Source organism: Psychroserpens sp. BH13MA-6 (assembly GCF_052983595.1).
This window is the reverse complement of record NZ_JBRJGE010000002.1, coordinates 210,701-235,185: the sequence shown is the minus strand read 5'-3', so window position 1 is coordinate 235,185 and position 24,485 is coordinate 210,701. Positions and strand designations below refer to the sequence as shown.

Annotated in this window: 19 protein-coding genes; 11 read left to right on the top strand and 8 right to left on the bottom strand. The window is 36.7% G+C overall.

Annotated features, from left to right (window positions below; all coding sequences use genetic code 11):
- Positions 1 to 10: 10 nt before the first annotated feature.
- Positions 11 to 2,479: a YfhO family protein gene (locus ACU8DI_RS05605; RefSeq protein ID WP_447111772.1), complete on the bottom strand. Its 2,469-nt coding sequence runs from the start codon at positions 2,477 to 2,479 to the stop codon at positions 11 to 13.
- 30 nt (positions 2,480 to 2,509) lie between these two features.
- Positions 2,510 to 2,788, bottom strand: a complete 279-nt coding sequence (locus tag ACU8DI_RS05600; RefSeq protein ID WP_447111771.1) for a DUF4834 family protein — start codon at positions 2,786 to 2,788, stop codon at positions 2,510 to 2,512.
- A 102-nt stretch (positions 2,789 to 2,890) separates the two neighbouring features.
- Here ACU8DI_RS05600 and ACU8DI_RS05595 point away from each other — a divergent pair, with 102 nt between their 5' ends.
- From ACU8DI_RS05595 to ACU8DI_RS05585, 3 genes are read left to right on the top strand one after another with little or no spacing between them, the layout of a single operon-like run.
- Positions 2,891 to 3,877, top strand: a complete 987-nt coding sequence (locus tag ACU8DI_RS05595; protein WP_447111770.1) for a transporter — start codon at positions 2,891 to 2,893, stop codon at positions 3,875 to 3,877.
- Positions 3,878 to 3,886: 9 nt separating this feature from the next.
- Entirely contained in the window at positions 3,887 to 5,011 is a 1,125-nt protein-coding gene (locus tag ACU8DI_RS05590) for a GTP cyclohydrolase (protein WP_447111769.1), read from the top strand.
- A 12-nt stretch (positions 5,012 to 5,023) separates the two neighbouring features.
- A complete protein-coding gene (locus tag ACU8DI_RS05585) occupies positions 5,024 to 6,307 on the top strand; it encodes an APC family permease (protein ID WP_447111768.1) in 1,284 nt (427 codons plus the stop codon).
- Between the two features lie 59 nt (positions 6,308 to 6,366).
- On the opposite strand, the gene ACU8DI_RS05580 is transcribed toward ACU8DI_RS05585, so the two are convergent.
- The 3 genes from ACU8DI_RS05580 to ACU8DI_RS05570 all read right to left on the bottom strand — a co-directional run bounded on the left by ACU8DI_RS05580 (position 6,367) and on the right by ACU8DI_RS05570 (position 10,955).
- A complete protein-coding gene (locus tag ACU8DI_RS05580) occupies positions 6,367 to 7,626 on the bottom strand; it encodes an aminotransferase class I/II-fold pyridoxal phosphate-dependent enzyme (RefSeq protein WP_447111767.1) in 1,260 nt (419 codons plus the stop codon).
- Positions 7,627 to 7,782: 156 nt separating this feature from the next.
- On the bottom strand, positions 7,783 to 8,820 hold the full coding sequence (locus ACU8DI_RS05575; RefSeq protein WP_447111766.1) for a PLP-dependent cysteine synthase family protein: 1,038 nt from the start codon (positions 8,818 to 8,820) through the stop codon (positions 7,783 to 7,785).
- A 74-nt stretch (positions 8,821 to 8,894) separates the two neighbouring features.
- Positions 8,895 to 10,955: a S9 family peptidase gene (locus tag ACU8DI_RS05570; protein WP_447111765.1), complete on the bottom strand. Its 2,061-nt coding sequence runs from the start codon at positions 10,953 to 10,955 to the stop codon at positions 8,895 to 8,897.
- Between the two features lie 94 nt (positions 10,956 to 11,049).
- Between ACU8DI_RS05570 and ACU8DI_RS05565 the strand changes: the two genes are divergently transcribed.
- Entirely contained in the window at positions 11,050 to 11,373 is a 324-nt protein-coding gene (locus ACU8DI_RS05565; protein WP_447111764.1) for a YbaB/EbfC family nucleoid-associated protein, read from the top strand.
- Between the two features lie 9 nt (positions 11,374 to 11,382).
- Here ACU8DI_RS05565 and ACU8DI_RS05560 read toward each other — a convergent pair whose 3' ends face one another.
- Positions 11,383 to 12,402 carry a threonine aldolase family protein gene (locus ACU8DI_RS05560; RefSeq protein ID WP_447111763.1) on the bottom strand — a complete coding sequence of 340 codons (1,020 nt, stop codon included), beginning with the start codon at positions 12,400 to 12,402 and terminating at the stop codon, positions 11,383 to 11,385.
- 1 nt (position 12,403) lies between these two features.
- On the bottom strand, positions 12,404 to 14,806 hold the full coding sequence (locus tag ACU8DI_RS05555; protein ID WP_447111762.1) for a zinc-dependent metalloprotease: 2,403 nt from the start codon (positions 14,804 to 14,806) through the stop codon (positions 12,404 to 12,406).
- 107 nt (positions 14,807 to 14,913) lie between these two features.
- Between ACU8DI_RS05555 and prfB the strand changes: the two genes are divergently transcribed.
- The 4 genes from prfB (at position 14,914) to ACU8DI_RS05535 (ending at position 19,683) form a co-directional block, all read left to right on the top strand.
- Positions 14,914 to 16,024, top strand: a protein-coding gene (gene prfB / locus ACU8DI_RS05550) for a peptide chain release factor 2 (RefSeq protein WP_447111761.1) whose coding sequence is annotated in 2 segments (ribosomal slippage) — positions 14,914 to 14,976 and positions 14,978 to 16,024 — 1,110 coding nt in all. Because the reading frame shifts where the segments join, the coding sequence is not laid out codon by codon here.
- A 219-nt stretch (positions 16,025 to 16,243) separates the two neighbouring features.
- On the top strand, positions 16,244 to 16,585 hold the full coding sequence (arsC, locus tag ACU8DI_RS05545; RefSeq protein WP_447111760.1) for an arsenate reductase (glutaredoxin): 342 nt from the start codon (positions 16,244 to 16,246) through the stop codon (positions 16,583 to 16,585).
- Position 16,586: 1 nt separating this feature from the next.
- The gene (locus ACU8DI_RS05540; RefSeq protein WP_447111759.1) at positions 16,587 to 17,000 is read left to right on the top strand and encodes a hypothetical protein; all 414 of its coding nucleotides are present in this window, start codon (positions 16,587 to 16,589) and stop codon (positions 16,998 to 17,000) included.
- 163 nt (positions 17,001 to 17,163) lie between these two features.
- Entirely contained in the window at positions 17,164 to 19,683 is a 2,520-nt protein-coding gene (locus tag ACU8DI_RS05535; protein WP_447111758.1) for an outer membrane beta-barrel protein, read from the top strand.
- A 94-nt stretch (positions 19,684 to 19,777) separates the two neighbouring features.
- On the opposite strand, the gene ACU8DI_RS05530 is transcribed toward ACU8DI_RS05535, so the two are convergent.
- Complete coding sequence (locus ACU8DI_RS05530) at positions 19,778 to 19,957, bottom strand: hypothetical protein (RefSeq protein ID WP_447111757.1); 180 nt, start codon at positions 19,955 to 19,957, stop codon at positions 19,778 to 19,780.
- A gap of 168 nt (positions 19,958 to 20,125) precedes the next feature.
- On the opposite strand from ACU8DI_RS05530, the gene fumC reads away from it, so the two are divergent.
- The 3 genes from fumC (at position 20,126) to ACU8DI_RS05515 (ending at position 24,476) form a co-directional block, all read left to right on the top strand.
- Positions 20,126 to 21,523 carry a class II fumarate hydratase gene (gene fumC / locus ACU8DI_RS05525; protein WP_447111756.1) on the top strand — a complete coding sequence of 466 codons (1,398 nt, stop codon included), beginning with the start codon at positions 20,126 to 20,128 and terminating at the stop codon, positions 21,521 to 21,523.
- A 91-nt stretch (positions 21,524 to 21,614) separates the two neighbouring features.
- Positions 21,615 to 23,027: a T9SS type A sorting domain-containing protein gene (locus ACU8DI_RS05520; protein WP_447111755.1), complete on the top strand. Its 1,413-nt coding sequence runs from the start codon at positions 21,615 to 21,617 to the stop codon at positions 23,025 to 23,027.
- A 42-nt stretch (positions 23,028 to 23,069) separates the two neighbouring features.
- Positions 23,070 to 24,476, top strand: coding sequence for a T9SS type A sorting domain-containing protein (locus ACU8DI_RS05515; RefSeq protein WP_447111754.1), 1,407 nt, complete (start codon positions 23,070 to 23,072; stop codon positions 24,474 to 24,476).
- The last annotated feature ends 9 nt before the right edge of the window (positions 24,477 to 24,485 follow it).

The following is a 24,485-nucleotide window of genomic DNA, read 5'->3' as shown; positions in this document are numbered from 1 at the left end:
ACGTGACGTCTCAACTATAGTGAGCTTTACGTGCTTTAAAAACAAACCACAAACCTCCAATAATTAATAAAAATAATAGCACGGAACTCACTAATGATATCATACTACCCGTCTGGACGACTTTTGGTTCAAATTTAAATTCGATATTGTGAGACCCAGAAGGCACCATCAACCCACGAAGCACATAATCGACTCGATAAATTGGGACAGCTTTCCCATCAATAGTAGCTTTCCATCCTTTTTCGTAGAATATTTCTGAGAATACTGCAAAGCCATCACTCGGGTTACTCGAAGCATATTTAACATAATTTGGTTGATATGTTTCTAAGGTTATTTGTGCTGTTGAATCTACTTTAAAACGCTGCGACGATAATTCCGATGCGGTCGTGACCGCTTTAATTTTCGTCTCTAGGCTATCTAAAGCCATGATCTCGGCATTTGCTGATGACTTTTTCTCTAGTTCTTCTATAAACCAAGCATTACCATTAGCATCTTCATTCAAGTATGGGAACACTTGATTCTCCTCTTCAGCGATGATATATTTGGTATTTAACATATTGAGAACATTCATATTGTTTTTAGTAATATGAAAATTATTGAGCTCGTCAAATCGCTTTAATTTAGCTGCGTGATAACCATTTAAGGAATTATGGAAATACGCCGCTCTAGCGGGATTTCTTGAGCCTTCTTGTGTAATATCCCATACCCTAAAATGTCCTTGATCCTGAAGTATTTCTTGATCGGCAGCGGTCTTTTGAAATGGTTTTTCAACTTGGATGGCAGATACAAAATTATCGGTATTAACATAACGACGATCTACGCCAACCAAATCAAATAGAATTAACGCTGCAAATACAACCACCACGACCACTTCAGACACTCTCTTTTTCAAAAACATAAAAATGGTTCCAGCTGAAAGCAAGACTAATATGAGCGTTCGTAGGGTGTCGTGCGTAAAAAAAGCTTTTCTATCTTCTTTGATAGCATCAATATAACCTTGTCCGTATTCACCATAAACCTGCCTGTAGTATCCATCATTGGCACCTACAAAATCAAAAAATGCTGATTTAAACAATAAAAAGAACAAAGCCAAACCTCCAGCAATTCCCAAAGCTAATTTCAATGCTTTTAGTTTTCGATCTTCCTTTTCAAATTCATTGAACAACTTTACTAATCCGAAAATAGCTAACACAGGAATACATAACTCTAACACCACTTGAATGGAACTTACAGCTCGAAATTTATCGTACAGCGGTACATAATTAATGAAGAAATTCGTAATTGGATTACTATCCGGATTAGGATCGGTCACAAAGAACCAATTTTTACCTAAGGATAAAACCCAGGACATGATAGTTCCACCAAGCAACCACCATTTTAAGCGGCCCTTGACTAAAAATAAAGCAAATACAAATAAGAAAATAATAACGGCTCCAACATAAGCAGGTGCCTCAACAATGGGTTGATCACCCCAATATGCTGGTACATTCTGAGCTTCTTGGAGTGCTTGGGTAGGTGTGGCTCCAAGATTTCTAAAAAATTGATAGGTCTCAGAGTCTTTACCTGCATCCTCGTAATTACCACCTCCGTAAAATCTTGGAATATAAAGATTAAAACTTTCAGTAATTCCATAACTGTATTCTGTGATGTAATCCTTACTTAAACTAGATGTGTTATCCTTTTCAGTCCCATCAGGATTGATAGTTAATTCACTGGTTCCTCGGGTACTTTCTTTAACATACTCTTGTGTCGCCATCAAATTGGTAGCGTTCAAACCTATGGCTAAAATCAGAGCCACAAACATCACGCCTATGGATTTAAAAAAATGTGGTAAACAGTTTTTTTTGTAAGCATCTATGAGGTAAGCAATTCCCAAAACAATCACTAGTAGTAATAGATAATAGGTCATTTGAAAGTGATTGGCACCTATCTCTAATGCTAAGGCCACAGCAGTGAGTAAAAAACCAATAATATATAATTTCCTAAACGTCATGACAATACCACTCAACACTAAAGGCATATAGGCAATCGCATGTGCTTTACTGTTATGGCCGACTCCCAGAATAATGATTAAATAGGTGGAAAAACCAAATGCCAAAGCTCCTAAGGCTGCTAATTTGAAATCCACTTTAAGAGACAGCAGTAATATGTAAAATCCTAGAAAATATATAAATAGATAATCTGCTGGTCTGGGTAAAAAACGTAAGACACTATCTAGTTTTTTTATATAATTATGAGGATATCTCGCTCCTAATTGATAGGTAGGCATACCGCCAAAGGCACTATTGGTCCAATACGTCTCTTCACCCGTTTCAGCCTTAAAATCCTTTTGCTGTTTAGACATCCCAATATATTGTTTGATGTCATTTTGAAAAATTTGCTTTCCTTGTAAAACAGGACTAAAATACGTAAGTGAAATCACCACAAAACCTACTAAGACTAATAAGTGTGGCCATAAGTTTTTAAATGAAAATTGCATAGACAGATTGACTTTCAATAGACTCGAAAATTAGTCAATTTCTTCGTAATCTATGTACTCTCCTACTTTTTTATTTGAAGATGAATCTGTATTCGGCATTTTATCTATGACCGTTTCACCTTCTTTGTATTTTGGTTTTGGGTCTTGTTGTTGCCTAAATTGCCCCTCAAATTTCTCTTGCATTTTCTTAGACATGTATCGCATGAGATAAGGCGCAAATAATCGCGATAGGATTTTTATACCGTAGTACACCAAAAGTATAATAAGAATGGTTCTTACAAAACCATATAATGATGCTTCCTGTAACATTCAATTAAATTTATTCAAAAATACAATTATCTCTATTTAAAAACAGTTATTAATACTTAAAAAAAATATAAAATCTCTATATTTGACTTAAATCAACTAGCTATGAATTTAACTAAAAAAGTGCTCCTCAGCGCACTGTTGCTAATCACTAACTTAGCATTTTCTCAATATACTGAAGTGATTAATTCCAACAGACCAGGTGTATCGAGAAGCGCGTTTTCTGTGGGAACTAACGTTGCCCAACTTGAGGTTGGTCCTTACATTATCAAAGAAGAAAGAACACCTGTATTGGCCTATGAAGTATCAGGGTTTGGTGTTGATTTCGCTGCACGCTACGGTTTGCTCTTTGAAGAGCTAGAAATCAATTTAGAAGGTACTTACCAAAATGACACGCAAACATTTTTTACGAGTGCTGGTCTTAACTCAGAAGATAAACGCTCCAACTTTAAAAATTTTACCATAGGCGCTAAATATTTGGTTTACGATCCTTACAAAAATTCGGAGGAAAAAGACAAACCTAATCTATACAGTTATCACGCCAATCGTTCTTTTAAATGGAGTTCGCTTATTCCTGCAGTGGCCATTTATGCTGGTGCAAATTTTGATAGCAAAAACAATCCCTACACAGCACCTGGTATTGAAGGTTTTAGTCCCAAAATCATGGTGGCCACACAAAATAACTTTTCTGGTGGATGGGTTCTGGTTCTCAATTTAATTAAGGATCGCATAGGTACCGATTATTCCGATTTTCAATATATCATTACGTTGACACATTCTTTCGATCCACAATGGGTCATTTTTGGAGAGACTCAAGGTATTCAGAGTGATTTTTATGCGGACAATCTATTTAGATTTGGTGGTGCCTATTTATGGACTAAGGATTTTCAGCTAGATACAGCAGTGACATTTAATAGTAAAGACACGCCATCAGTGTTCAGTGTTAACTTCGGAATGTCTTACCGCTTCGATTTTCATGTAGACAAAGAAATCGATAACGGTAACACCAGAAAAGATGCTGACAATCGAAAACCCAAGAAAAAGAATAGAAAGAAAAAAACAGATGATTTTGATGATGACGGAAGTCTCTAGGTTCAAACTATGATTACAGTTAAAGAAATTTACAGTAAAAAGGAATTAAAGCAATTCGTAAAATTCCCTTTTAAACTCTACAAAGATTCAAAATATTGGGTACCTCCTATCATTAAACAAGAATTGGAAACCTTTGACAAGGACAAAAACCCAATTTTTAAAGATGCTGAAGCCCGCTTCTTTTTGGCCTATGATGATAACCATACTATAGTAGGTCGTGTGGCAGCAATTATCAATTGGTTGGAAGTGAATGGTCAAAATCAGAAAAAAATGCGTTTTGGCTGGTTTGATTTTATCGATAATCAAGAAGTCTCTAAGGCGTTATTAGACAAAGTAGAAGCTATAGGAAAAGCGCATCAATTAACCTACGCGGAAGGACCTGTTGGGTTTTCTAACCTTGATAAAGTAGGCGTTCTCACAGAGGGATATGACCACATCGGACCGATGATCACATGGTACAACCATCCCTATTATGCGAATCATTATGTGGCGCATGGTTATAAAATTGAAAAGGCGTATTCTGAGAGTCGCTTTCCATTTTCAAACGTCAATCCTGAGACCTTCAAAAAAGCACAAGAACTGATCAAACGTCGTTATGGCTTAAAGGCTTTGAAGTTTACAAAAACTTCAGAAGTTATGCCTTATGCCGATAAGATGTTCGATTTGTTTAATGAAAGTTATGCGTCTTTATCCTCCTTCGTAGCTATTACCGATATTCAAAAAGCATATTTTAAGAAAAAATTTATCAGTTTTGTCAATCCAGAGTACATCAAATTTGTCGTCGATAAAGATGATGAACTTATCGGTTTTGCTATTGTAATGCCTTCCTTCTCTAAAGCCCTTCAAAAAGCTAATGGTAAGTTATTACCATTTGGATTCAGACACATTCTTAAAGCAAAAAAGAACAGTAAAGACGTTATTTTCTATCTTATAGGCATTCATCCAAATTATCAAAACAAAGGGGTTCATGCCGTGATTTTTAATGAGTATTATGACATTTTCACAGAAAAAGGCATTCAAACATGTTACAGAACTCCTGAATTAGAAGACAATGAGGCCATCCATAAAATTTGGAAACATTTTGAGCCTGAAGTCTACAGGCGAAGAAAAACATTCAGGAAGACTTTACAATAAAACCGCTAATTTATGAGTGATAAAATTGGACTAAAAGAAGCCATGTCCATTGGCATTGGCGGCATGGTGGGTGGCGGCATATTTGCTGTTTTAGGTCTTGCCGTATCTCTTGCAAAAGGTGCCACACCTGTGGCATTTCTATTCGCTGGTCTGGTCGCTTTTATGACGTCTTATAGCTATGTTAAATTAACCTTAGCATTTCCTGATAATGGTGGAACTGTTAAGTTCATCAATGAAGGTTTTGGTAGAACGGTGTTCAGCGGCGCAATAAACAACTTATTATGGATTAGCTACATCATTATGCTGTCCTTATATGCTTCGGCATTTGGTTCTTATGCACCCAATCTTTTAAGTTTAACTGATAGTGTGAAAATTGACACGCATATATATTCTAGTTTAATCATTTTACTGGCGACGCTCATCAATTATTATAGCATTAAAGTGGTAAGTAAAATTGAGTCTTATTCTGTTATCATCAAACTATTAATTTTACTAGGTTTTATTGGTGTCGGTATTTATGGACTCATAGACAACCCTAACCTAGCACAATTATCCATGAGCCAATGGGAAACTCCCCTTCAAATATTAAGTGCCGGAATGGTCATATTTGTGGCTTATGAAGGTTTTGAACTTATTGCCAATACTGGATCGAACATTCTAGATCCCAAAAAAAATATTCCTAGAGCATTTTATTATTCTGTCGGTTTTGTGATTCTTCTTTATATAGTTATATCAATTGTGACCGTAGGATCGTTAACATTTGACACCATAAAATCTGCAGAAGAATATGTATTAGCGCAAGCTGCTAAACCCATGTTGGGAACTATAGGATTTACGGTTATGACGATAGCAGCTTTAATTTCTACCTTTTCAGCAATTAATGCTTCTTTGTATGGCGGAAGTCGCGTGAGTTATGTGATTGCAGAAGATGATGAACTACCACATGAATTAACTAGTAAACTTTGGAACCAACCTATCGGATTAATTATTACGGCTGTCGCAACACTTTTAGTCGTTAATTTTTTAAATCTTGAAAGCATATCAACAGCAGGAAGCGTTGGGTTTTTAATCATTTTTGCAATAATCAATTTTACTGGTTTCCGTATCCATAAAAAAATTGATGCCAAGAGAGCTATACCTTTAATGGCTTTTTTATTATGTGCTGTATCGCTTGTTGTATTGATCATTAATCAATATCAAAATAACAGAACGGGTGTGATTGTCGCCTTATCCATTATTGCTTTTTGCTTTGTTATAGAATACATTTATAAACGGAAAATACATCACAAAAAATAAAAAAAACCGATTCATAATGAATCGGTTTTAATTTATATATCGTAGAACGTATAAGTAAGCTACTCGCCCATTGCTGCCATAACTGCAGCAGATAAGCGCTTGTAAGTGCCATTGTTGAGTCGTTCGCGAATAGCGTCAAAAGCATCTAAGGTTTCTTCTACATCCTTTAACGTATGTGTAGCCGTTGGTATCATTCTCAGTAAAATCAATCCTTTAGGAATCACAGGATATACAACAATTGAACAGAATATACCATAGTTCTCACGTAAGTCCCTAACCAAAGCCATGGCTTCTGGTATACTTCCTTTCAAATAGACAGGTGTCACACAACTTTGAGTTGTTCCGATATCGAAACCACGTTCTTTCAACCCAGATTGCAATGCATTTACGATGGTCCATAAATTGTCCTTCAACTCAGGCATCGTCTTCAGCATTTCAAGACGCTTTAAAGCACCAACCACTAATTGCATTTGCAATGATTTGGCGAACATTTGAGAGCGTAAGTTATATTTTAAGTAATCGATAATCTCTTGATCTGCAGCAATAAAAGCACCTGTGCTTGCCATTGACTTTGCAAATGTTGCAAAATACACATCGATATCCTCTTGAACACCTTGCTCTTCTCCAGCACCTGCACCAGTTTTACCTAATGTTCCAAAGCCATGAGCATCATCAACAAATAAGCGGAAATTAAATTTTTTCTTCAGGGCTACAATCTCTTTCAATCGACCTTGTTCACCACGCATTCCGAATACGCCTTCAGAAATCACTAAAATTCCACCACCTGTTTGCTCGGCCATTTTAGTGGCACGTTCCAAGTTTTTTTCTAAACTTTCAACATCATTATGCTTGTAGGTAAAACGTTTACCCATGTGTAAACGAACACCGTCAATAATACAGGCGTGTGCATCGACATCATAAACGATGATATCATCTTTCGAAACCAACGCATCCACCGTAGACACCATCCCTTGGTATCCAAAATTTAGTAAATATGCGGCCTCCTTGTTAACGAAATCTGCAAGTTCATTTTGTAATTTCTCATGAAGGTCTGTGTGACCAGACATCATTCTTGCACCCATAGGATAAGCCGACCCATACTGCGCAGCAGCTTCAGCATCAACCTTACGTACTTCTGGGTGGTTAGCTAAACCTAGGTAATCATTTATACTCCAAGTAATCACTTCTTTTCCCTGGAACTTCATTCTATTGGAAATCTGACCTTCGAGCTTTGGAAACACAAAGTAACCTTCAGCTTGAGAAGCCCATTTTCCTAAAGGTCCTTTATCCTTATAAATCTTCTCAAATAAATCCTTCATTAAAGCGAGTTTTTAGTCTTATTAGTTGGGACAAAATTAGTTAATTATATCATGACGACATAATATTTTTATGAACCAATGTTCATTTCCCAATTAAACATAAAAACCCTACCACGATAAGACATGATAGGAGTTTTAAAATGTTATAGTTATTATTTATTTTACGTACTGAATTTTTTCAGTCATTTCGGTTTGACTATCAAAGAACCCTTGATCTTCCATCCACTTATCATTATACACTTTACTCATGTATCTTGAACCGTGATCTGGAAACACAACAACGACTTTGTCTCCTGTCTTGAAAGTTCCTTCTTCATTTAGTTGCTTGAGTGCCTGCATAGCTGCGCCACTCGTGTAACCAACAAATAAACCTTCACTTCGAGAAATTTCTCGTGCTGTATGAGCGCTTTCTTCATCACTCACCTTGACAAACCTATCAATTAAATCGAAGTCTGTCGCGGTTGGAATTAAATTCTTCCCTAAACCTTCAATTCTGTAAGGATAAATTTCCTTTTCATCGAATTCTCTAGTCTCGTGGTATTTCTTTAAAACAGATCCATAAGCATCTACTCCTATCACTTGCACATTAGGATTCTGTTCTTTTAGATATTTGGAAATTCCTGAAATCGTACCTCCAGTACCACTGCAAGCTACTAAATGCGTAATTTGACCTTCCGTTTGTTCCCAAATTTCAGGACCAGTTGTATGGTAATGCGCATCCAAATTTAAAGCATTAAAATACTGATTAATATAGACAGATCCTTTGATCTCATCATGCAAACGTTTTGCAACTTGATAATAAGAACGCGGATCATCTGCACTCACATTGGCAGGGCACACATACACTTGTGCTCCCATAGATTTCAACATATCAATCTTATCTGCTGAAGATTTTGAACTTACCGCCAAGATACACTCATAACCTTTAATAATACTCACCATAGCTATACTGAAACCAGTATTTCCTGATGTTGTTTCGATAATGGTGTCTCCTGGAGTTAAGATGCCTTGTCTTTCAGCTTCTTCTATAATATGAAGTGCAATTCTGTCTTTTGACGAATGACCTGGATTAAACGCTTCAACTTTAGCATAAAAGTCGCCATCGAAATCTTGAGCCATTTTGTTTAATTTGATAAGAGGGGTTTTACCAATTAATTGTAAAACATTATCAAATACTTGTATGTCTTTTTTCATAAATGCTATTTATCAGTTTCATATTTTGGCAATGTGAAACATAAAACCTCGCAAAATTAAGGATTTTTTTTGAATTAGCTACTAATTCCTTCCAAGTCTAGTAAAAATGCATACTCTTGTGCATCCTCTTTTAAAGCTTCAAATCGTCCAGAAGCACCACCATGTCCAGCATCCATATTAGTGACCAAGTACAATTTGTTAGTATCCTGTTTATAAGTTCTCAACTTAGCCACCCATTTTGCAGGCTCCCAATACTGTACTTGAGAATCGTGTAAACCTGTTGTTACCAACAAATTGGGATAGGCTTGCTTTTTCACGTTATCATAAGGAGAATAGGATTTCATATAGTCGTAATATAATTTATCATTAGGATTGCCCCATTCATCATATTCTCCAGTGGTTAAAGGTATGGTTTCATCCAACATAGTCGTCACCACATCTACAAAAGGAACGGCCGCAATGACGCCATTATATAATTGAGGGGCTTCATTTAAAACCACACCCATTAGGAGTCCGCCTGCACTTCCTCCCATCGCATAGAGATGTTCTTCAGAAGTGAATCCTGAAGCGATTAAATGTTTCGAGCAATCAATAAAATCGGTGAACGTATTCTTCTTTTTTAAGAGCTTTCCGTCTTCATACCAATCTCTCCCCAAATATTCACCACCTCGCACGTGCGCTATCACATATATAAACCCTCTGTCTAATAAGCTCAATCTTATAGTTGAAAAATAAGGGTCGATGGTGGAACCGTAACTTCCATACGCATACTGCAACAGTGGAGCCGTTCCATTAATAGGTGTATCCTTTCGTCGCACTAAAGACATTGGAATCTTAGCACCATCTTGAGCAGTAGCCCAAATACGTTGTGAGGTATAATTATCCTTGTCAAAATTAGGATCCAAAACCTCTTGTTCTTTTTTAATCTCTTTGGTTTTTAATCTCATATTGAAATCAATAACCGAAGCTGGCTGTGTCAAGGAATTATAAGTGTAACGTAAAATTTCAGTATCAAAATCTACGTTGGTTCCTGTATTAGCTGTGTAGGTTTCATTGTCAAAAGGCAAGTAATAATCGTCACTTTGGTCCCAGCGTTTAATGCGTATTCGATTGAGTCCATTAGAGCGTTCTGTAATTACTAGGAAGTCCTTAAATATATCTAAATCTTCAAGCAGCACGTTTTTGCGATGCGCTATGACCTCTTGCCAATTCTCAATACGCGTTCTTGATTCTGGAGTTTTCACTAATTTAAAATTAGTGGCCTTTTCATGATTCGTCAATATATAAAACCAACCTTCGAAATGAGAAATACTATATTCTAAACCACGAATTCTTGGCTGAAAAACTTCAAACGCGTCGTCTGGCGAGTCTGCATTTAAAACATGGTATTCATTGGTCATTGTGCTGTAACAGGCAATGATAACATACTTTCGAGATTTGCTTTTGTAGACTGCCACACCGAAGGTGTCGTCATCTTCCGTGTAAACTAAAGTATCTGCTGTATCTAAATTGCCTATGTGATGCTTAAAAATCGTATCCGAACGCAAGGTCTGTTCATTCTTTTTGGCGTAAAAAAGTGTGGCATTATCATTGGCCCAAGTTGAAGATCCTGTCGTATTTTCAATGGCATCTGGAAAGACTTCATTCGACTTTAAATTTTTAATTCTAAGCGTGTATTGCCTTCTTCCGACGGTATCCAATCCGTAAGCTATCATGGAGTTATCCGGACTTACACTCAAACCTACTAATCTAAAATAAGAATGACCTTCGGCCATTTTATTACAATCAAAAAGAAGCTCTTCTTCGGCCTCTAAGGTTGCTTTCTTGCGTGTATAAATAGGATAATCCTTTCCTTTTTCATAACGAACAATATACCAATAACCATTGTATTTATACGGAACTGATGAATCATCCTCTTTTATTCTAGCTTTCATTTCCTCGAAAAGCGAGGTTTCGAACGCTTTGGTGTGGGCCGTCTCACTTTGATAATAATCATTTTCAGCTTTAAGATAGTCCAATACATCTTGATCCTCTCTTTGATTCAACCAAAAATAGGGGTCAATTCTGAGGTCATCGTGAATACTTAATTCTTTAGGGATTTGTTTGGCAATAGGGACGTCAACGGTTTTTTTCATAAATACATGCTTCGGAATAACAAGTCGGATTATTTTCTTTTTAAACCTGCGGCAATTTAGTAATTTTGCGTTTCATAATTTAAAACTTAACAATATGTTTGGAGATATGATGGGAATGATGGGCAAATTAAAAGAAACCCAAAAGAAAGTTGAGGCGACGAAAGAACGTTTACACGGTGTTCTTATCGATGAAAAAAGCAATGACGAGAAGCTCAAAGTAACGATTAGCGCGAATAGAACGATTAAAGCGATTGCTATTGACGACGAATTATTACAAGACAAGGATATGTTGGAGGATTACCTGATTTTAACACTTAACAAAGCCATTGAACGCGCTACAGCTGTTCATGAAGCAGAGGTCGCTGCAGTTGCAAAGGAAGGTATGCCTAACATTCCAGGAATGGATATGTTCAAATAATAAGGCTTATCAGAAATCGTTCAGAATATCTAAAAGGCGTTGATGCATCTCGACAGTATAGTCTAAATGGGTCACCATTCGAAGTTTATTACTTCCCATTCCTATAATACGTATGTTTTTTTTGGATAGCTGTTTTAAAAACTCGCTTTCGTCGACATGTGACTCTAATTCGAAAATAACAATATTGGTTTCAATAGGCTCTACTTTTTTTACGATAGACAAATTACGTAGAACGGCACCTATTTCATTGGCATGTTTATGGTCTTCTGAAAGTCGATCCAAATGGTAGTCTAAGGCATAAAGTCCTGCAGCTGCTGCAAATCCGACTTGACGCATACCTCCTCCCAATATCTTACGAACTCTAATGGCTCCAGACATAAGGTTGGCATCACCTATGAGTACAGAACCCATTGGACAACCTAAACCTTTACTCAAACAAACAGAGATCGTATCAAATAATTGTCCGTAATCTCTCGCATTAGCAGGTGTCGTTGCCATGGCATTCCATAGCCTAGCACCATCTAAGTGGTAACCAAGATTATGTTTATTACAAACTGCTTTGATGCGTTTCAATTCTTCAAAATCCCAACAAGCTCCTCCTCCTTTATTGGTGGTATTTTCTATTTCAACGAGTCGCGTCAACGGACTGTGATAAAAATCTGGCGGATTAATAGATTCTACGACTTGAGATGCTGTAAACATCCCTCTTTCTCCGTCAATCAATTTGCAAGAAATACCACTATTAAATGAAGCGCCTCCTCCTTCATAATTATAAATATGAGCATACTTATCACAAATCACTTGTTCACCAGGATGCGTATGTAATTTTAAGGCTGTTTGATTGGCCATACTACCAGTAGGAAAAAACAAAGCTTGATCTTTTCCAAACATGTCTGCTAAACGTTCTTCCAGCGCATTAACGGTGGGATCTTCTTTATATACATCGTCTCCTACCTCTGCCTCCATCATGGCATTTAGCATCCCTTTCGTAGGTTTAGTAACCGTGTCACTTCTTAAATCTATGATCATATTAATTAGAATTGTAATTACAAAAATCACTACCTATGGGTGAACCATCTGGGATCTTAGGAGCGTTTTTAAGTTTGAATTTATCTGAATGTTCCTTAAACTCTTTAATAATCCTCAAATACTGAGAATTATACGCTGTTAAGTTCTTAGACTCAAGCTCTTTTTCTATGACAGCAATGTAAGAATTAGCCAAAGCTTGCACTTGGAAATACGACGAATCATTTACGGCTAAATTCATCAAATATTTTAGGACATTGTTATTCACCATCTGCTGAATGTCATTCATATAAGGGTCGCTATGCGTCTTTTTAAACGTCGCTTCTATCAGTCTATTGAAGACGTCTTCTAAGCTCAATTGTGAATCATCCAACCGAGACTGAAGCAAAATGCGATTTGCACGCTCGGGATGTAGCAGTAACTTTAAGGTGAATTCACTTGCGGTGTTGGCAGCATTTAAAGGATCAAAAGCCACGCCTACCTGACTTGAAAATGACTCGCGACTTCTGCCGTATCCGAAGGCTCTTGGTGGAAATAACGCCAGCTTATCCTTGGGAATAGCTAAGGTTTCCGAAGCGATTGTACTTATAAGTGCCTCCAGTGCCTTTTTTTGTGTCTTAGCATCAATTGAAGCAACAATAGGCTGCCCATCGCCTTTTATCGCATAATTATAATCCAATCCGCCCACCACTTTTGTTGTGGCTTCGGTTTGGTATCTATGAAAAAAATACAACGGCACAAACACATCTTCCAACACGGAATATGGATCGCCAACACGAATATTATCTTTAGAGAAGTTTGAGATAGCTTTTGCCCTAATTTCTAAAATAGTATGTAATTCATCAGCCGCACTTTTGCCATTATCCCAAAGGTGTGCTAAAGCATGTGCGCCTCCTTGAGCTCTGGCATCTGCATCTGTAATAAATCTTAAACCTTTTTTTTGTGCGCCTTCTAAAATACTGTCTAGTGCTGCCTTTTCATTACGATTTTCATCAAATTCAGCGTAGCTGTAGGCTACAGTTACCTGATCCCATAAGCCAACACCTGTCTCATAGGCGTCACTAAAGTCAATTTGACCATCAGACATTCTTAACTTTGGATGAGGATAATCCATTACAGAAGCACGATTGTTAGTACTTGATGCAAAATTATGAGCAAAGCCTAAAGAATGTCCAACTTCATGAGCGCTCAGCTGCCTGATCCTTGCCAATGCCATTTCTAACATTGGCTGATAATGAGCATCACCTTTTGCAAAAGGTCGATTCATGAGCGCTTGCGCTATCATAAAATCTTGACGAATTCTTAAACTTCCTAAACTTACATGACCTTTAATAATTTCTCCTGTTCTTGGGTCAACTACACTTGCGCCATAACTCCAACCACGTGTTGACCGATGGACCCATTGGATGACATTATACCTACAATCCATTGGATCTGCATTCTCCGGAAGCATTTTCACTTGAAAGGCATTTTCAAAACCAATAGCTTCGAAAGCGTCATTCCACCATTGTGCACCTTCCAAAAGTGCTGAACGCACTGGTTCTGGCGTTCCTGGATCTAAATAATACACAATAGGTTCCACAGCTTCACTCCTGATAGCTTCAGGGTTTTTCTTTTCTAAACGATGGCGAATGATATATCGTTTTTTGATAGGCTCAAAAATGGGCGTAGCATAATCCATATAATTAAATGAAATGGCTCCGCTTCTGGGATCAAATGCTCGTTTTTTAAAATGATCATCTGGTAATTCAATAAAACTATGATGCTGTATGACACTCACTAAAGACGCTGTTGGTGTGACAGTCCTAATTTGTCGACCCTTAGGCTCACCTTTGAAAGTCAAAAGAGCTTCAAACTCGACGTTTTTCGGAAAGGCTTTGGTGCGCTCTAATGATAAGGCACTCTTACTGGAATCTAGCTTGTAAGTACCTTCAGATTTCAACCTTTGTATGACACCATGAGCGTCGTGCAATAAAAAAGGGGTTAAGTCGATAATGTAGTTAGAAGCATTGGTTTCGACTATTTTAAACCCGAACAATACTGATTTTGCAAATGCTTGGTCGATACTTTTTTTCTCTGAATCATTATCAGTTAAAGCTCTAAAGTCTAAATTGGGTTGTACCAATAGTAATTTATTGCCAGCCTTTTCAAACCTTACCAACCGCGTATTTCCCAATTGTCCGCGATCTAACCCAATATCATTAGAACCTACACCTGTAGCTAATGAATTAACATACAGAAAATCCGCATCCAACTTAGAAACTTCCAAATAAATTTTATCCGTAGACGCCTCATAATAAAAGTTAAAAAATCCTTGATAATTCTGTAGTGACTTAGACTTTAATATTTGTGAATTTACGGGAAGTGAAAGTCCGATATAACACAGCAAGAATAGTATTTTTCTCATCTTTGATAATTAAAGGTTAAAGCTACATAAAATTACTTTAAAAATAATAAGACGAATTACTTTTGCTTTGCTAGTTTTAATTATAAATTTGACACAAATTATTCACTATGATTACATCAGATCAAATTAAGGATCTCAATACACGCCTTGACAAACTAAGGCACTATCTTTGACATAGATGCCAAATTAATTGAAATTTCCAACGAAGAGGAACAAACATTCGATCCGAATTTTTGGAATGATTCTAAGCAAGCTGAATTGGTCATGAAATCACTTCGCGAGAAAAAAAGTTGGATTGAAGATTACAAGACCTCTAAGACCTTCGTAGAAGACCTCGAAGTGCTATATGAGTTTTTTAAAGAAGATGAAGCCTCTCCCGAGGACGTTCAAAATAGATATGAAAAAGCGTTGAACAGCATAGAGAAACTGGAGTTCAAGAACATGCTTTCAGATGAAGGAGATTCTTTAAGTGCCGTATTGCAAATTACCGCTGGCGCAGGTGGAACAGAGTCTTGTGATTGGGCTAGTATGCTCATGCGTATGTATTTGATGTATGCTGAAAAAAGTGGCTTTAAAGTCAAAGAGTTGAACTTTCAGGAAGGTGATGTAGCTGGTATAAAAACGGTTACTTTGGAAATTGAAGGTGATTTTGCTTTTGGCTGGTTAAAAGGTGAAAATGGTGTGCATCGTTTGGTACGTATTTCCCCTTTCGATAGTAATGCTAAGCGACACACAAGTTTTGCTTCTGTTTATGTCTATCCATTGGTGGATGACACTATAGAAATTGAAATCAATCCAGCAGATATCGAAATTACTACCGCACGCTCTAGTGGTGCTGGCGGACAAAATGTGAACAAAGTAGAGACCAAAGTGCAATTAACTCATAAACCCACGGGTATTCAAATTTCATGTTCAGAAACCCGTTCTCAGCACGATAATAGATCTCGTGCCATGCAAATGCTGAAGTCGCAATTGTACGAAATAGAATTGCAAAAGCAAATGGCGCAGCGTGAGGATATAGAAGCCGGTAAGATGAAAATCGAATGGGGAAGTCAAATTCGTAATTATGTCATGCATCCTTATAAGTTGGTAAAAGATGTGCGTACCAATCATGAAACAGGTAATGTCGATGCCGTTATGGATGGCGATATAGAACCTTTCTTAAAATCTTACCTTATGATGATGGGACAAAAGGAGGAGAATCCGAATGAGCTTTAATCATGCATTTAACACCGATGATTGATACCATTATTTTTGATTAAAGTAGTGTATTAATAGTCGGGAATCCTGAGTGACTTTACTGAAAATGCTATTTTTGTAGTTGATAATCACAAAACAAGTTAAAGCCACTCCATTTTTGAGAGTTTTTGGAATTCGTTTCAATTCTCTTAAAAACTTGGTTCAGAATTAAAAAACGGTCGCATAAATAGATTAACTATGATAAAAATATATCACAACCCTAGATGTCGTAAATCGCGTGAAGGATTAGAAATCATCGAAAATTCTGGCAAGGATTTTGAAGTCATTAAGTATTTGGAAAACCCATTGTCCGAAACAGAGTTAACATCCGTGATGTCTCTATTAGATATAGCTCCTATTGATCTCGTTCGTAAAAATGAAGCGATTTGGAAGTCAGATTATAAAGGAAAACAACTCTCAGATTCAGAAATAATTAAAGCCATGGTAACCCATCCAAAATTGATTGAAAGACCCATTGTAATCAATGGTAAAAAAGCAGTCATTGGACGTCCGCCATCACAAATAAAAGATATTCTCTAAGATGAAAACAATTTTTAAGTATCTCTTGTTATGCTTCTTCGTAACAACATCTGCTTTCGCTCAAACCGAACAGGAGAAGGCTCAAATGGAAAAATATAAGGAAAAGCTTGAAGGACAAAAGCAAGCCTATATCAAAGACTTTATTGCCACTTTAAAGGTTGATGATTTTCAAAAGGAAATCATCACTCAAAGTATGGATACCTATTTTGATGAAGTGACAAAGATTCATAAACTCGGATTAAGAGAATTAGAACGCAAAGACGCCATCAATAAATTAGACGCGCAACATTTCACAGATGTTAAGGCCATTGTTTCTGAAGACACCATGGACAAAATCATGGACGCAGTTAAAGGTGAATGGGATCATAAAGAGGCTAAAAAGAAACAAAAAAAACGGAAGAAAAATAAGAATTAGATCCGTTTCAGAACAAATTCAAAAGCAACCATCTATTTGTTTAATTTTTAAATTAAAAAGATTAACAAAACATTTATTTGTTTAACAAAAGATTAACCGAAGGACATAGACAATAAAATTAAATTTGTGGTTTTATTAATCTAACCATTTTCCTACGGCAACTATGAATCTTAAACTACCTTTTTTTCTTTTATTTACAATAATCTCTTCCTTTTGTTTAGCGCAAAAGGAAATAACGGTTTCAGGAACCGTTATAGATGCCGATGAGAAATACCCCTTAGAATACGCTACAGTTTCTATTTTAAAATCAAGTGATAAAACATTGGTAATGGGAGAGATCACCGATCCCAAGGGAAAATTTAAAATAGATATCGTTCCAGGCACATACGACGTAAAAATCGAATACCTTTCCTATAAAACCAAAACATACGAAAATAAAGTCCTTGATTCGGACATTAATTTGGGAACCGTAGGACTTACTTTAAACCTTGAAGCTTTAGATGCCGTTGAAGTCGTTGCCGAACGAACAACGGTTGAAATTAAACTCGATAAAAAAATATATAATATAGGTAAGGATTTAACCACTGCTGGTGGTACTGTGAGTGACGCTCTTAATAACGTTCCTTCGGTGTCTGTAGATATTGAAGGTGCGATTAGTCTCAGAGGAAATGAAAATGTTAGAATTCTAATCAACGGAAAACCTTCGGCTTTAGCTGGTTTTGGTGACTCTAATGTGTTGAGCCAACTACCTGCGGAAGCTATTGAACGTGTGGAAGTTATTACGTCTCCATCTGCGAGATATGATGCTGAAGGTACTGCAGGAATCTTAAATATTATTCTTAGGCAAAAAGAAACCTTAGGTTTTAATGGCTCATTAAATTTAAATTTAGGAAATCCTGATCTAGCTGGTGTTGCTGCCACCATCAATTACAGAACGGAAAAGTACAATTTGTTCTCGAACATAGGTTTTAGATATTTTGATGCTCCAAGAAATAGTTTTAGTAATATAGAATATTTTGATCGTATTGTTGATGGTGAAATTGTCCCTCCTGAATACGAATTCGTACGTGAAAAACAAGAAGTAACTCGATTAAATCGCAACTATAACGGTAATATAGGCATGGAATATTTTATTTCAGAAAAAACGTCTATAACAGGTAGTTTATTTTATAGATATGGTGAGGACGCGGATTTATCTGAAAACAATAGTAGGCGATTTAATGACGGTAACACTGTGGAAAGAACTTTACGTTTAGAACGCCAAAATGAAGAAGACAACAGTTACCAAATTGCATTAAATTACATCACTAAATTTAATGAAGGCGGACATCAGCTAACTGCTGATTTTCAATATGAACAAGATGCTGAAGATCAATTTACCTATATAGATGAAAATTATATTGTTTCTGAAGACACGAACCCTGAGCCTTTCCAAATAGAACAAATTTTTCAAACAGAAGATCAGAAGGAATATCTTATCCAAACAGATTATGTACTTCCAATTGGTGAAGATGCACGCTTTGAAGCAGGTTACCGTGGTAATTTTGAAAACGAAATTACCGATTACCGATTAGAACAAGAAAACATTTTAACGGGCGATTTTTTTGTGAATGATACCATTACCAACGTTTTTGATTATGACGAGAATGTAAATGCTGTATATTCTCAATATGGGACAAAGTTTGGTGAATTTTCATTTCTGCTCGGACTCCGTTTAGAACATACACAATTAAAAGGTAAAATCGATTCAAGGTTAACTGAGGCCGAATTAAACGAAGCTTTCGGATTTCCAATTGACACCGATTTTGATAAAAACTACCTTGGACTCTTCCCTACTTTAAATTTGATTTATAATTTGAAAAGCGAAGATAATCAGGAAGAAAGCATCACGCTAGGATATAATCGTAGAATCAATAGACCACGAGGATGGTTTATAAATCCATTTCCAACACGGTCAAGTAGAACCAACGTTTTTCAAGGGAACCCGAACTTAAATCCTGCCTTTTCAAGTGCTTTTGATTTAGGGTATTTGAAGCGTTGGGATAAAATTACCTTAACCTCTTCGGTTTACTACCAATATGAAACTGATTCATTTGAGCGTGTTCAGGAAAACACCGGACAACAAACTACCGATGGCATTGATATCATCAGAACGATCCCAGTAAACCTCTCTACTAATAAACGTACAGGTGCTGAATTTGGCATTCTTTACAATCCGAGTAAGTCATTACGTTTCAATACAAGTTTCAATTTCTTTCAGTTTGAAACTGAAGGTGAATTTAATGGGGTCGACTATGGCGCCAAAAACACGAGCTGGTTTGCAAGATTTAGTGGAAAAGTCACCTTGCCTGCTAAAATTGATTGGCAGACCAATGCCTTTTATAGAGGTGCTCGAGAGAACGCACAAACTCGAACAAAAGGTCTATTCTCGTTAGATTTAGCCTTTAGTAAGGAAATTTTTAAGGACAATGCTACAGTTTCATTGAACGTAAGAGACGTCTTTAATTCAAGAATTAGACGCTCATTTACAACTACAGAGTTTTTTAATAGAGAATCTGAATCTCAATGGAGACAACGTCAAATCACTTTATCCGTGATTTACCGTTTCAATCAACAGAAGAAACGTCAGCGTGACGGAAATAGAGGTGGTGATGATGGCGATGACTTCGATTTTGAAGGCTAAAAATAATGTGAGCTTACTTAAAAAAAATTAAATAGGTCGTAAAAAAAAAAGGAAACTAAAATTAGTTTCCTTTTTTATATCTAAAATGAACAGCTTAGTGTCCTGCTTCTCTTTTTGCTTTTCTTTCTTCTTTGATTTCTTTCATTCGTTCAATAAAGGCTCCACCAACCCAGTAAGGAATCACAAATGTAATCAAGAATATCATCAACCAAAACCCTATGGTAAGTATGGTCAAAAATGCTAAAAATCCTAAATATTGGTCAAATTCAAACATGTGGTTTTTTTTTGTTAATGCAAAGATATAATAAACCAATATGTTTTACAATACTTTGTTTAAGAATTATCAACAGCTTATGAAAAGTCTCAAACTAAACACCAACTTTTCCCACAAAAAACATTGAAAAACCCTAACTTTGTAACAACAAAAAACACATTACCAATTATGGAATTCAGAATAGAAAAGGACACTATGGGTAAGGTAGAAGTACCTGCTGATAAACTTTGGGGAGCTCAAACAGAACGTTCTCGAAATAATTTTAAAATTGGCGCACCAGCCTCTATGCCCTTGGAAGTTGTATACGGCTTTGCCTATCTTAAAAAAGCCGCTGCTTACACCAACGCAGAACTGGGCGTTCTTGATGAAAGCAAGCGCGATTTAATCGCACAAGTATGTGATGAAATTTTAGATGGCAAACATGATGACCAATTTCCTTTAGTTATTTGGCAAACGGGTTCTGGAACGCAAAGCAACATGAATGTGAATGAAGTTATTGCTAATAGAGCTCATCAGCTTGCTGGCAAGGTCATTGGCGAAGGTGAAAAAACCATTCAACCGAATGATGACGTTAATAAGTCGCAATCATCCAATGATACCTTTCCGACTGGTATGCACATTGCTATCTATAAGAAAGTAGTAGAAACTACTATTTCAGGTGTGATAAAATTAAGAAACACACTTCATGAAAAATCGCTTGCCTTTAAAGATGTTGTAAAGATTGGACGAACTCACTTAATGGATGCCACACCGTTAACGCTTGGCCAAGAATTTTCTGGCTATGTTTCGCAATTAGATCACGGTTTAAAAGCTTTGGAAAACACTTTGCCTCATTTGGCAGAACTTGCCTTAGGTGGTACTGCTGTTGGTACAGGTCTTAATACACCAAAGGGTTATAGTGAGCTTGTGGCAGACTATATTGCTAAATTCACTGATTTACCATTTGTATCTGCCGATAATAAATTTGAGGCCCTAGCAGCTCATGATGCCCTTGTAGAAACTCATGGTGCTTTAAAGCAACTGGCCGTATCCTTGAATAAAATTGCCAATGATATCCGTATGATGGCTTCAGGTCCAAGAAGTGGTATTGGTGAGATTATCATTCCTGCAAACGAGCCAGGAAGTTCTATTATGCCAGGAAAAGTCAATCCTACGCAATGTGAAGCATTAACCATGGTCTGTGCCCAGGTTATGGGTAATGACGTTGCGGTAACCGTTGGTGGAACTCAAGGACACTATGAACTCAATGTATTTAAACCGATGATGGCAGCCAATGTTTTACAATCTGCTCAGTTATTAGGTGATGCCTGTGTGAGTTTTGAAGCGCATTGTGCTTCTGGTATTGAACCAAACCATGATGTTATTAAAGAACTTTTGAATAATTCTTTAATGCTTGTAACCGCGTTGAATACGAAAATAGGATACTATAAAGCGGCTGAAATTGCTAATACAGCTCATAAAAATAGTACAACATTGCGAGAAGAAGCCATAAATCTGGGGTATGTCACAGCCGAAGATTATGATGCATGGGTAAAACCAGAGAACATGGTGGGTGAATTAAAGTAAGTAAGCACCACATATTTCAAATACAAAACATCGATAAACCCATCCTTTATCGATGTTTTCATTTATATTAGCAATTGTAAACAACTTTATTATGATAAAAACTGTACTTTCTACAATAATGTTACTGATTAGTGTGACATGCTACTCTCAAACCGTTTGGGAACCTATTCAAAATATTGATCCGAACGTTGGCACCGATCCTTACATTATTAGTTCGGGTGATTTAGATGGCGACACCGATATTGATTTGGTGGTTGGAACCTTTAGTTTTTCCAATGACGTCGTTAAGTGGTATGCCAATGATGGCTCTGGAAATTTTACGCTACAATCCACCGTTTCAACAACGGGAAGTCTCAATGGTGTGGGCGGATTGACGATTGCAGATTTGGACGGAATTAATGGCAATGATATCATTACGGTATCTTATATAGATAATGCCGTAGTTTGGTATGCAAATAATGGCGCTGGAGGGTTTTCAGCTGAACAGTATATTTCTACCGCTGTATCTGGAGCAGGACAAGTCACGGCCACAGACATTAATAATGACGGAAATTTAGATATTTCCGCAGCTGCTTATACAGGGAATGAAGCTGTGTGGTTTGCTGGAAATGGTGACGGCACTTTTGGTCCTAAACAAGTTATTGCAAGTGTGCCTTTACCTGGGAATTTGTCGTTTGATGATTTTGATGGTGATGGTGACCTGGATGCTATTATTGGATTTGATGATGCTGGAGGAACTTCTGGTACCATTGAAATTTATTATAACCAATATGTTGAAAGTGGTACTATGACGGTTTCTTGGGTAAAAGATTTAGTCACAGTGGATAGCGGCAACCCTTATTTATTTATAGCTGAATTTGCTGATGTCAATGATGATGATGTCTTAGATATTATTAAATCTGATAACACTTCTGGTGAAGTGGCTTGGTACAGTAAAATAAAAGATGGTGCCTCAACTGAAACTATTATTTCAGATGCTTCAATCATTGCCAGACCAGCTGTAGTAAAAGTTTCAGATCTAGATAATGATGGATATAATGACGTCATCGTTACAGATGGGAGCTCTGCAGATGATGCTATGATATGGTTTGAAAGTACAGATATAGGTACTTTGAACTCTAGTGCTTTAATTGTAGATAATAATTATCAATTGTTCGGCATTACAGTAAACGATTTTGATGGTGATGGCGATAAAGATATTGCGGCCGTTGGTTTTTTCAGCGACACCTTAGATTGGTACGAAAATAAATTGGAGACTTTGAGTACTGAAGACTTTGATTCAAACGTCATTAGTGTTTATCCCAATCCAACATCAAACACCCTATATATTAATGGGTTGCAGAATGGTACTTCAAACATTCAAATTTATGATGTACTCGGCCAAACGGTATTGACTTCAGAATTCATGTCAAACACAGGTTTGGATATTTCTGAGTTGCACAGAGGGATGTATTTTATACAAATCGAAAACACTAATGATATTATAAAATTCATCAAAAAATAGTTTTTTTATACTGTAAACACAAGGATTATAATCACTTAAAGAATGATAAAAATTATAGGATTTTGTGTCATGGCATGTTTTGGAACACTAACTATGTTTGCTCAAACAACGTTCACAAAGACCCAAACGATAGCACTGCCACTACCCAATGGAAATGCACCATATAACATTGCATCTGGACTTATTGATAATGACCTCTTTCCGGATATTGTTATCAGCACGACGTTTGGAAATACGGTTTATTGGCTGAAAAATGATGGCACTGGTAGTTTTACACTGCAAAGTACGCCTATTGGCCTTTTAAACAATGCTGGTGGTGTGGCCATTGCCGATATTAATAACGACGGAACCAATGATATCGTTTCAACTTCCTATGACGATGGAAAATTGGTTTGGTTTTCAAATGACGGTCTAGGAAATTTTGGATCAGAACAAATAATATCTAATGCCATCAGTGGACCTGGTCAAGTTTACACGAGAACTATAGATAACAATAATACATTGGATGTTGCGGTCTCTGCATATAGTGGCAATGAAGTCATTTGGTTTTCAAATGATGGTGCTGGTAATTTTGGACCTAAAAATATTATTAATAATACCATCCCTAGTCCAGGAGCCTTTGCTATGAGAGATATAGACGATGATGGCGATATTGATAGTGTTATTGGAAATGCGGTCGGATTTGGCGTCCCAAATGATTGTAGAATTGAAGTGTTTTACAATGATGGAAATGGCAATTTTACTGCAGACACAAACATTGTGTCCCTAAATACAAAAGATTATATTTTTAGTATTATGGCCGAAGATGTAGACGATGATTCCAGCTTGGATATCCTAGTCACTGATTTGACAGGCAATGCCTCTTGGTTTAAGCGTACGGAAATTGCGCCTGGAACTGCGACGTATACAGAAACCATTATCACCACGTCTATTGCTAATCCTGCCTGTTTAGATCTAAGAGATTTAGATAATGACACCTTCAAGGATTTTGTATTAACCAGTGCTACTTCTGGAGCGGGTAATGATATTGTTTGGTTTAAAAATGATGGTCTAGGAGGTTTTGGCCCTGAGAACTTGATCGATAATACACAAAGTCAAGCGTACACTATTACATTCGCTGATTTTGAAAATGATGGTGATTTAGACATCTCAACCATTGCCTACAATGACGATAGCGTTAGTGTTTTTAACAACCAATTAATTACACTTTCTGAACCTGAAAATAGCGTAGTAGATGTCACGATTTACCCTAATCCGACAGGGCAATTGTTATATTTTAAAGGACTCACTTCAGACGCAAAAATTTCAATTGTTGACATTTCGGGAAAGATACTGACATCGCAATTTGTAAGGCACGATTCAGCACTAGATATTTCATTCTTGGAACAAGGTACTTACTTCATTAAGTTCCAAAATTCCGATGATGTCTATAAATTTATTAAGAAATAGAATTTCTTT

Excerpts from the sequence above, each read along its gene's own strand:
- ACU8DI_RS05535 (WP_447111758.1), top strand. The coding sequence starts at position 17,164 with ATGAATCTTAAACTACCTTTTTTTCTTTTATTTACAATAATCTCTTCC.
- ACU8DI_RS05515 (WP_447111754.1), top strand. The coding sequence starts at position 23,070 with ATGATAAAAATTATAGGATTTTGTGTCATGGCATGTTTTGGAACACTA.
- ACU8DI_RS05595 (WP_447111770.1), top strand. The coding sequence starts at position 2,891 with ATGAATTTAACTAAAAAAGTGCTCCTCAGCGCACTGTTGCTAATCACT.
- ACU8DI_RS05600 (WP_447111771.1), bottom strand. The coding sequence starts at position 2,788 with ATGTTACAGGAAGCATCATTATATGGTTTTGTAAGAACCATTCTTATT.
- ACU8DI_RS05570 (WP_447111765.1), bottom strand. The coding sequence starts at position 10,955 with ATGAAAAAAACCGTTGACGTCCCTATTGCCAAACAAATCCCTAAAGAA.
- ACU8DI_RS05565 (WP_447111764.1), top strand. The coding sequence starts at position 11,050 with ATGTTTGGAGATATGATGGGAATGATGGGCAAATTAAAAGAAACCCAA.
- ACU8DI_RS05560 (WP_447111763.1), bottom strand. The coding sequence starts at position 12,402 with ATGATCATAGATTTAAGAAGTGACACGGTTACTAAACCTACGAAAGGG.
- ACU8DI_RS05590 (WP_447111769.1), top strand. The coding sequence starts at position 3,887 with ATGATTACAGTTAAAGAAATTTACAGTAAAAAGGAATTAAAGCAATTC.
- fumC (WP_447111756.1), top strand. The coding sequence starts at position 20,126 with ATGGAATTCAGAATAGAAAAGGACACTATGGGTAAGGTAGAAGTACCT.
- ACU8DI_RS05530 (WP_447111757.1), bottom strand. The coding sequence starts at position 19,957 with ATGTTTGAATTTGACCAATATTTAGGATTTTTAGCATTTTTGACCATA.
- ACU8DI_RS05580 (WP_447111767.1), bottom strand. The coding sequence starts at position 7,626 with ATGAAGGATTTATTTGAGAAGATTTATAAGGATAAAGGACCTTTAGGA.
- ACU8DI_RS05605 (WP_447111772.1), bottom strand. The coding sequence starts at position 2,479 with ATGCAATTTTCATTTAAAAACTTATGGCCACACTTATTAGTCTTAGTA.
- ACU8DI_RS05540 (WP_447111759.1), top strand. The coding sequence starts at position 16,587 with ATGAAAACAATTTTTAAGTATCTCTTGTTATGCTTCTTCGTAACAACA.
- ACU8DI_RS05575 (WP_447111766.1), bottom strand. The coding sequence starts at position 8,820 with ATGAAAAAAGACATACAAGTATTTGATAATGTTTTACAATTAATTGGT.
- ACU8DI_RS05520 (WP_447111755.1), top strand. The coding sequence starts at position 21,615 with ATGATAAAAACTGTACTTTCTACAATAATGTTACTGATTAGTGTGACA.
- ACU8DI_RS05585 (WP_447111768.1), top strand. The coding sequence starts at position 5,024 with ATGAGTGATAAAATTGGACTAAAAGAAGCCATGTCCATTGGCATTGGC.
- ACU8DI_RS05555 (WP_447111762.1), bottom strand. The coding sequence starts at position 14,806 with ATGAGAAAAATACTATTCTTGCTGTGTTATATCGGACTTTCACTTCCC.
- arsC (WP_447111760.1), top strand. The coding sequence starts at position 16,244 with ATGATAAAAATATATCACAACCCTAGATGTCGTAAATCGCGTGAAGGA.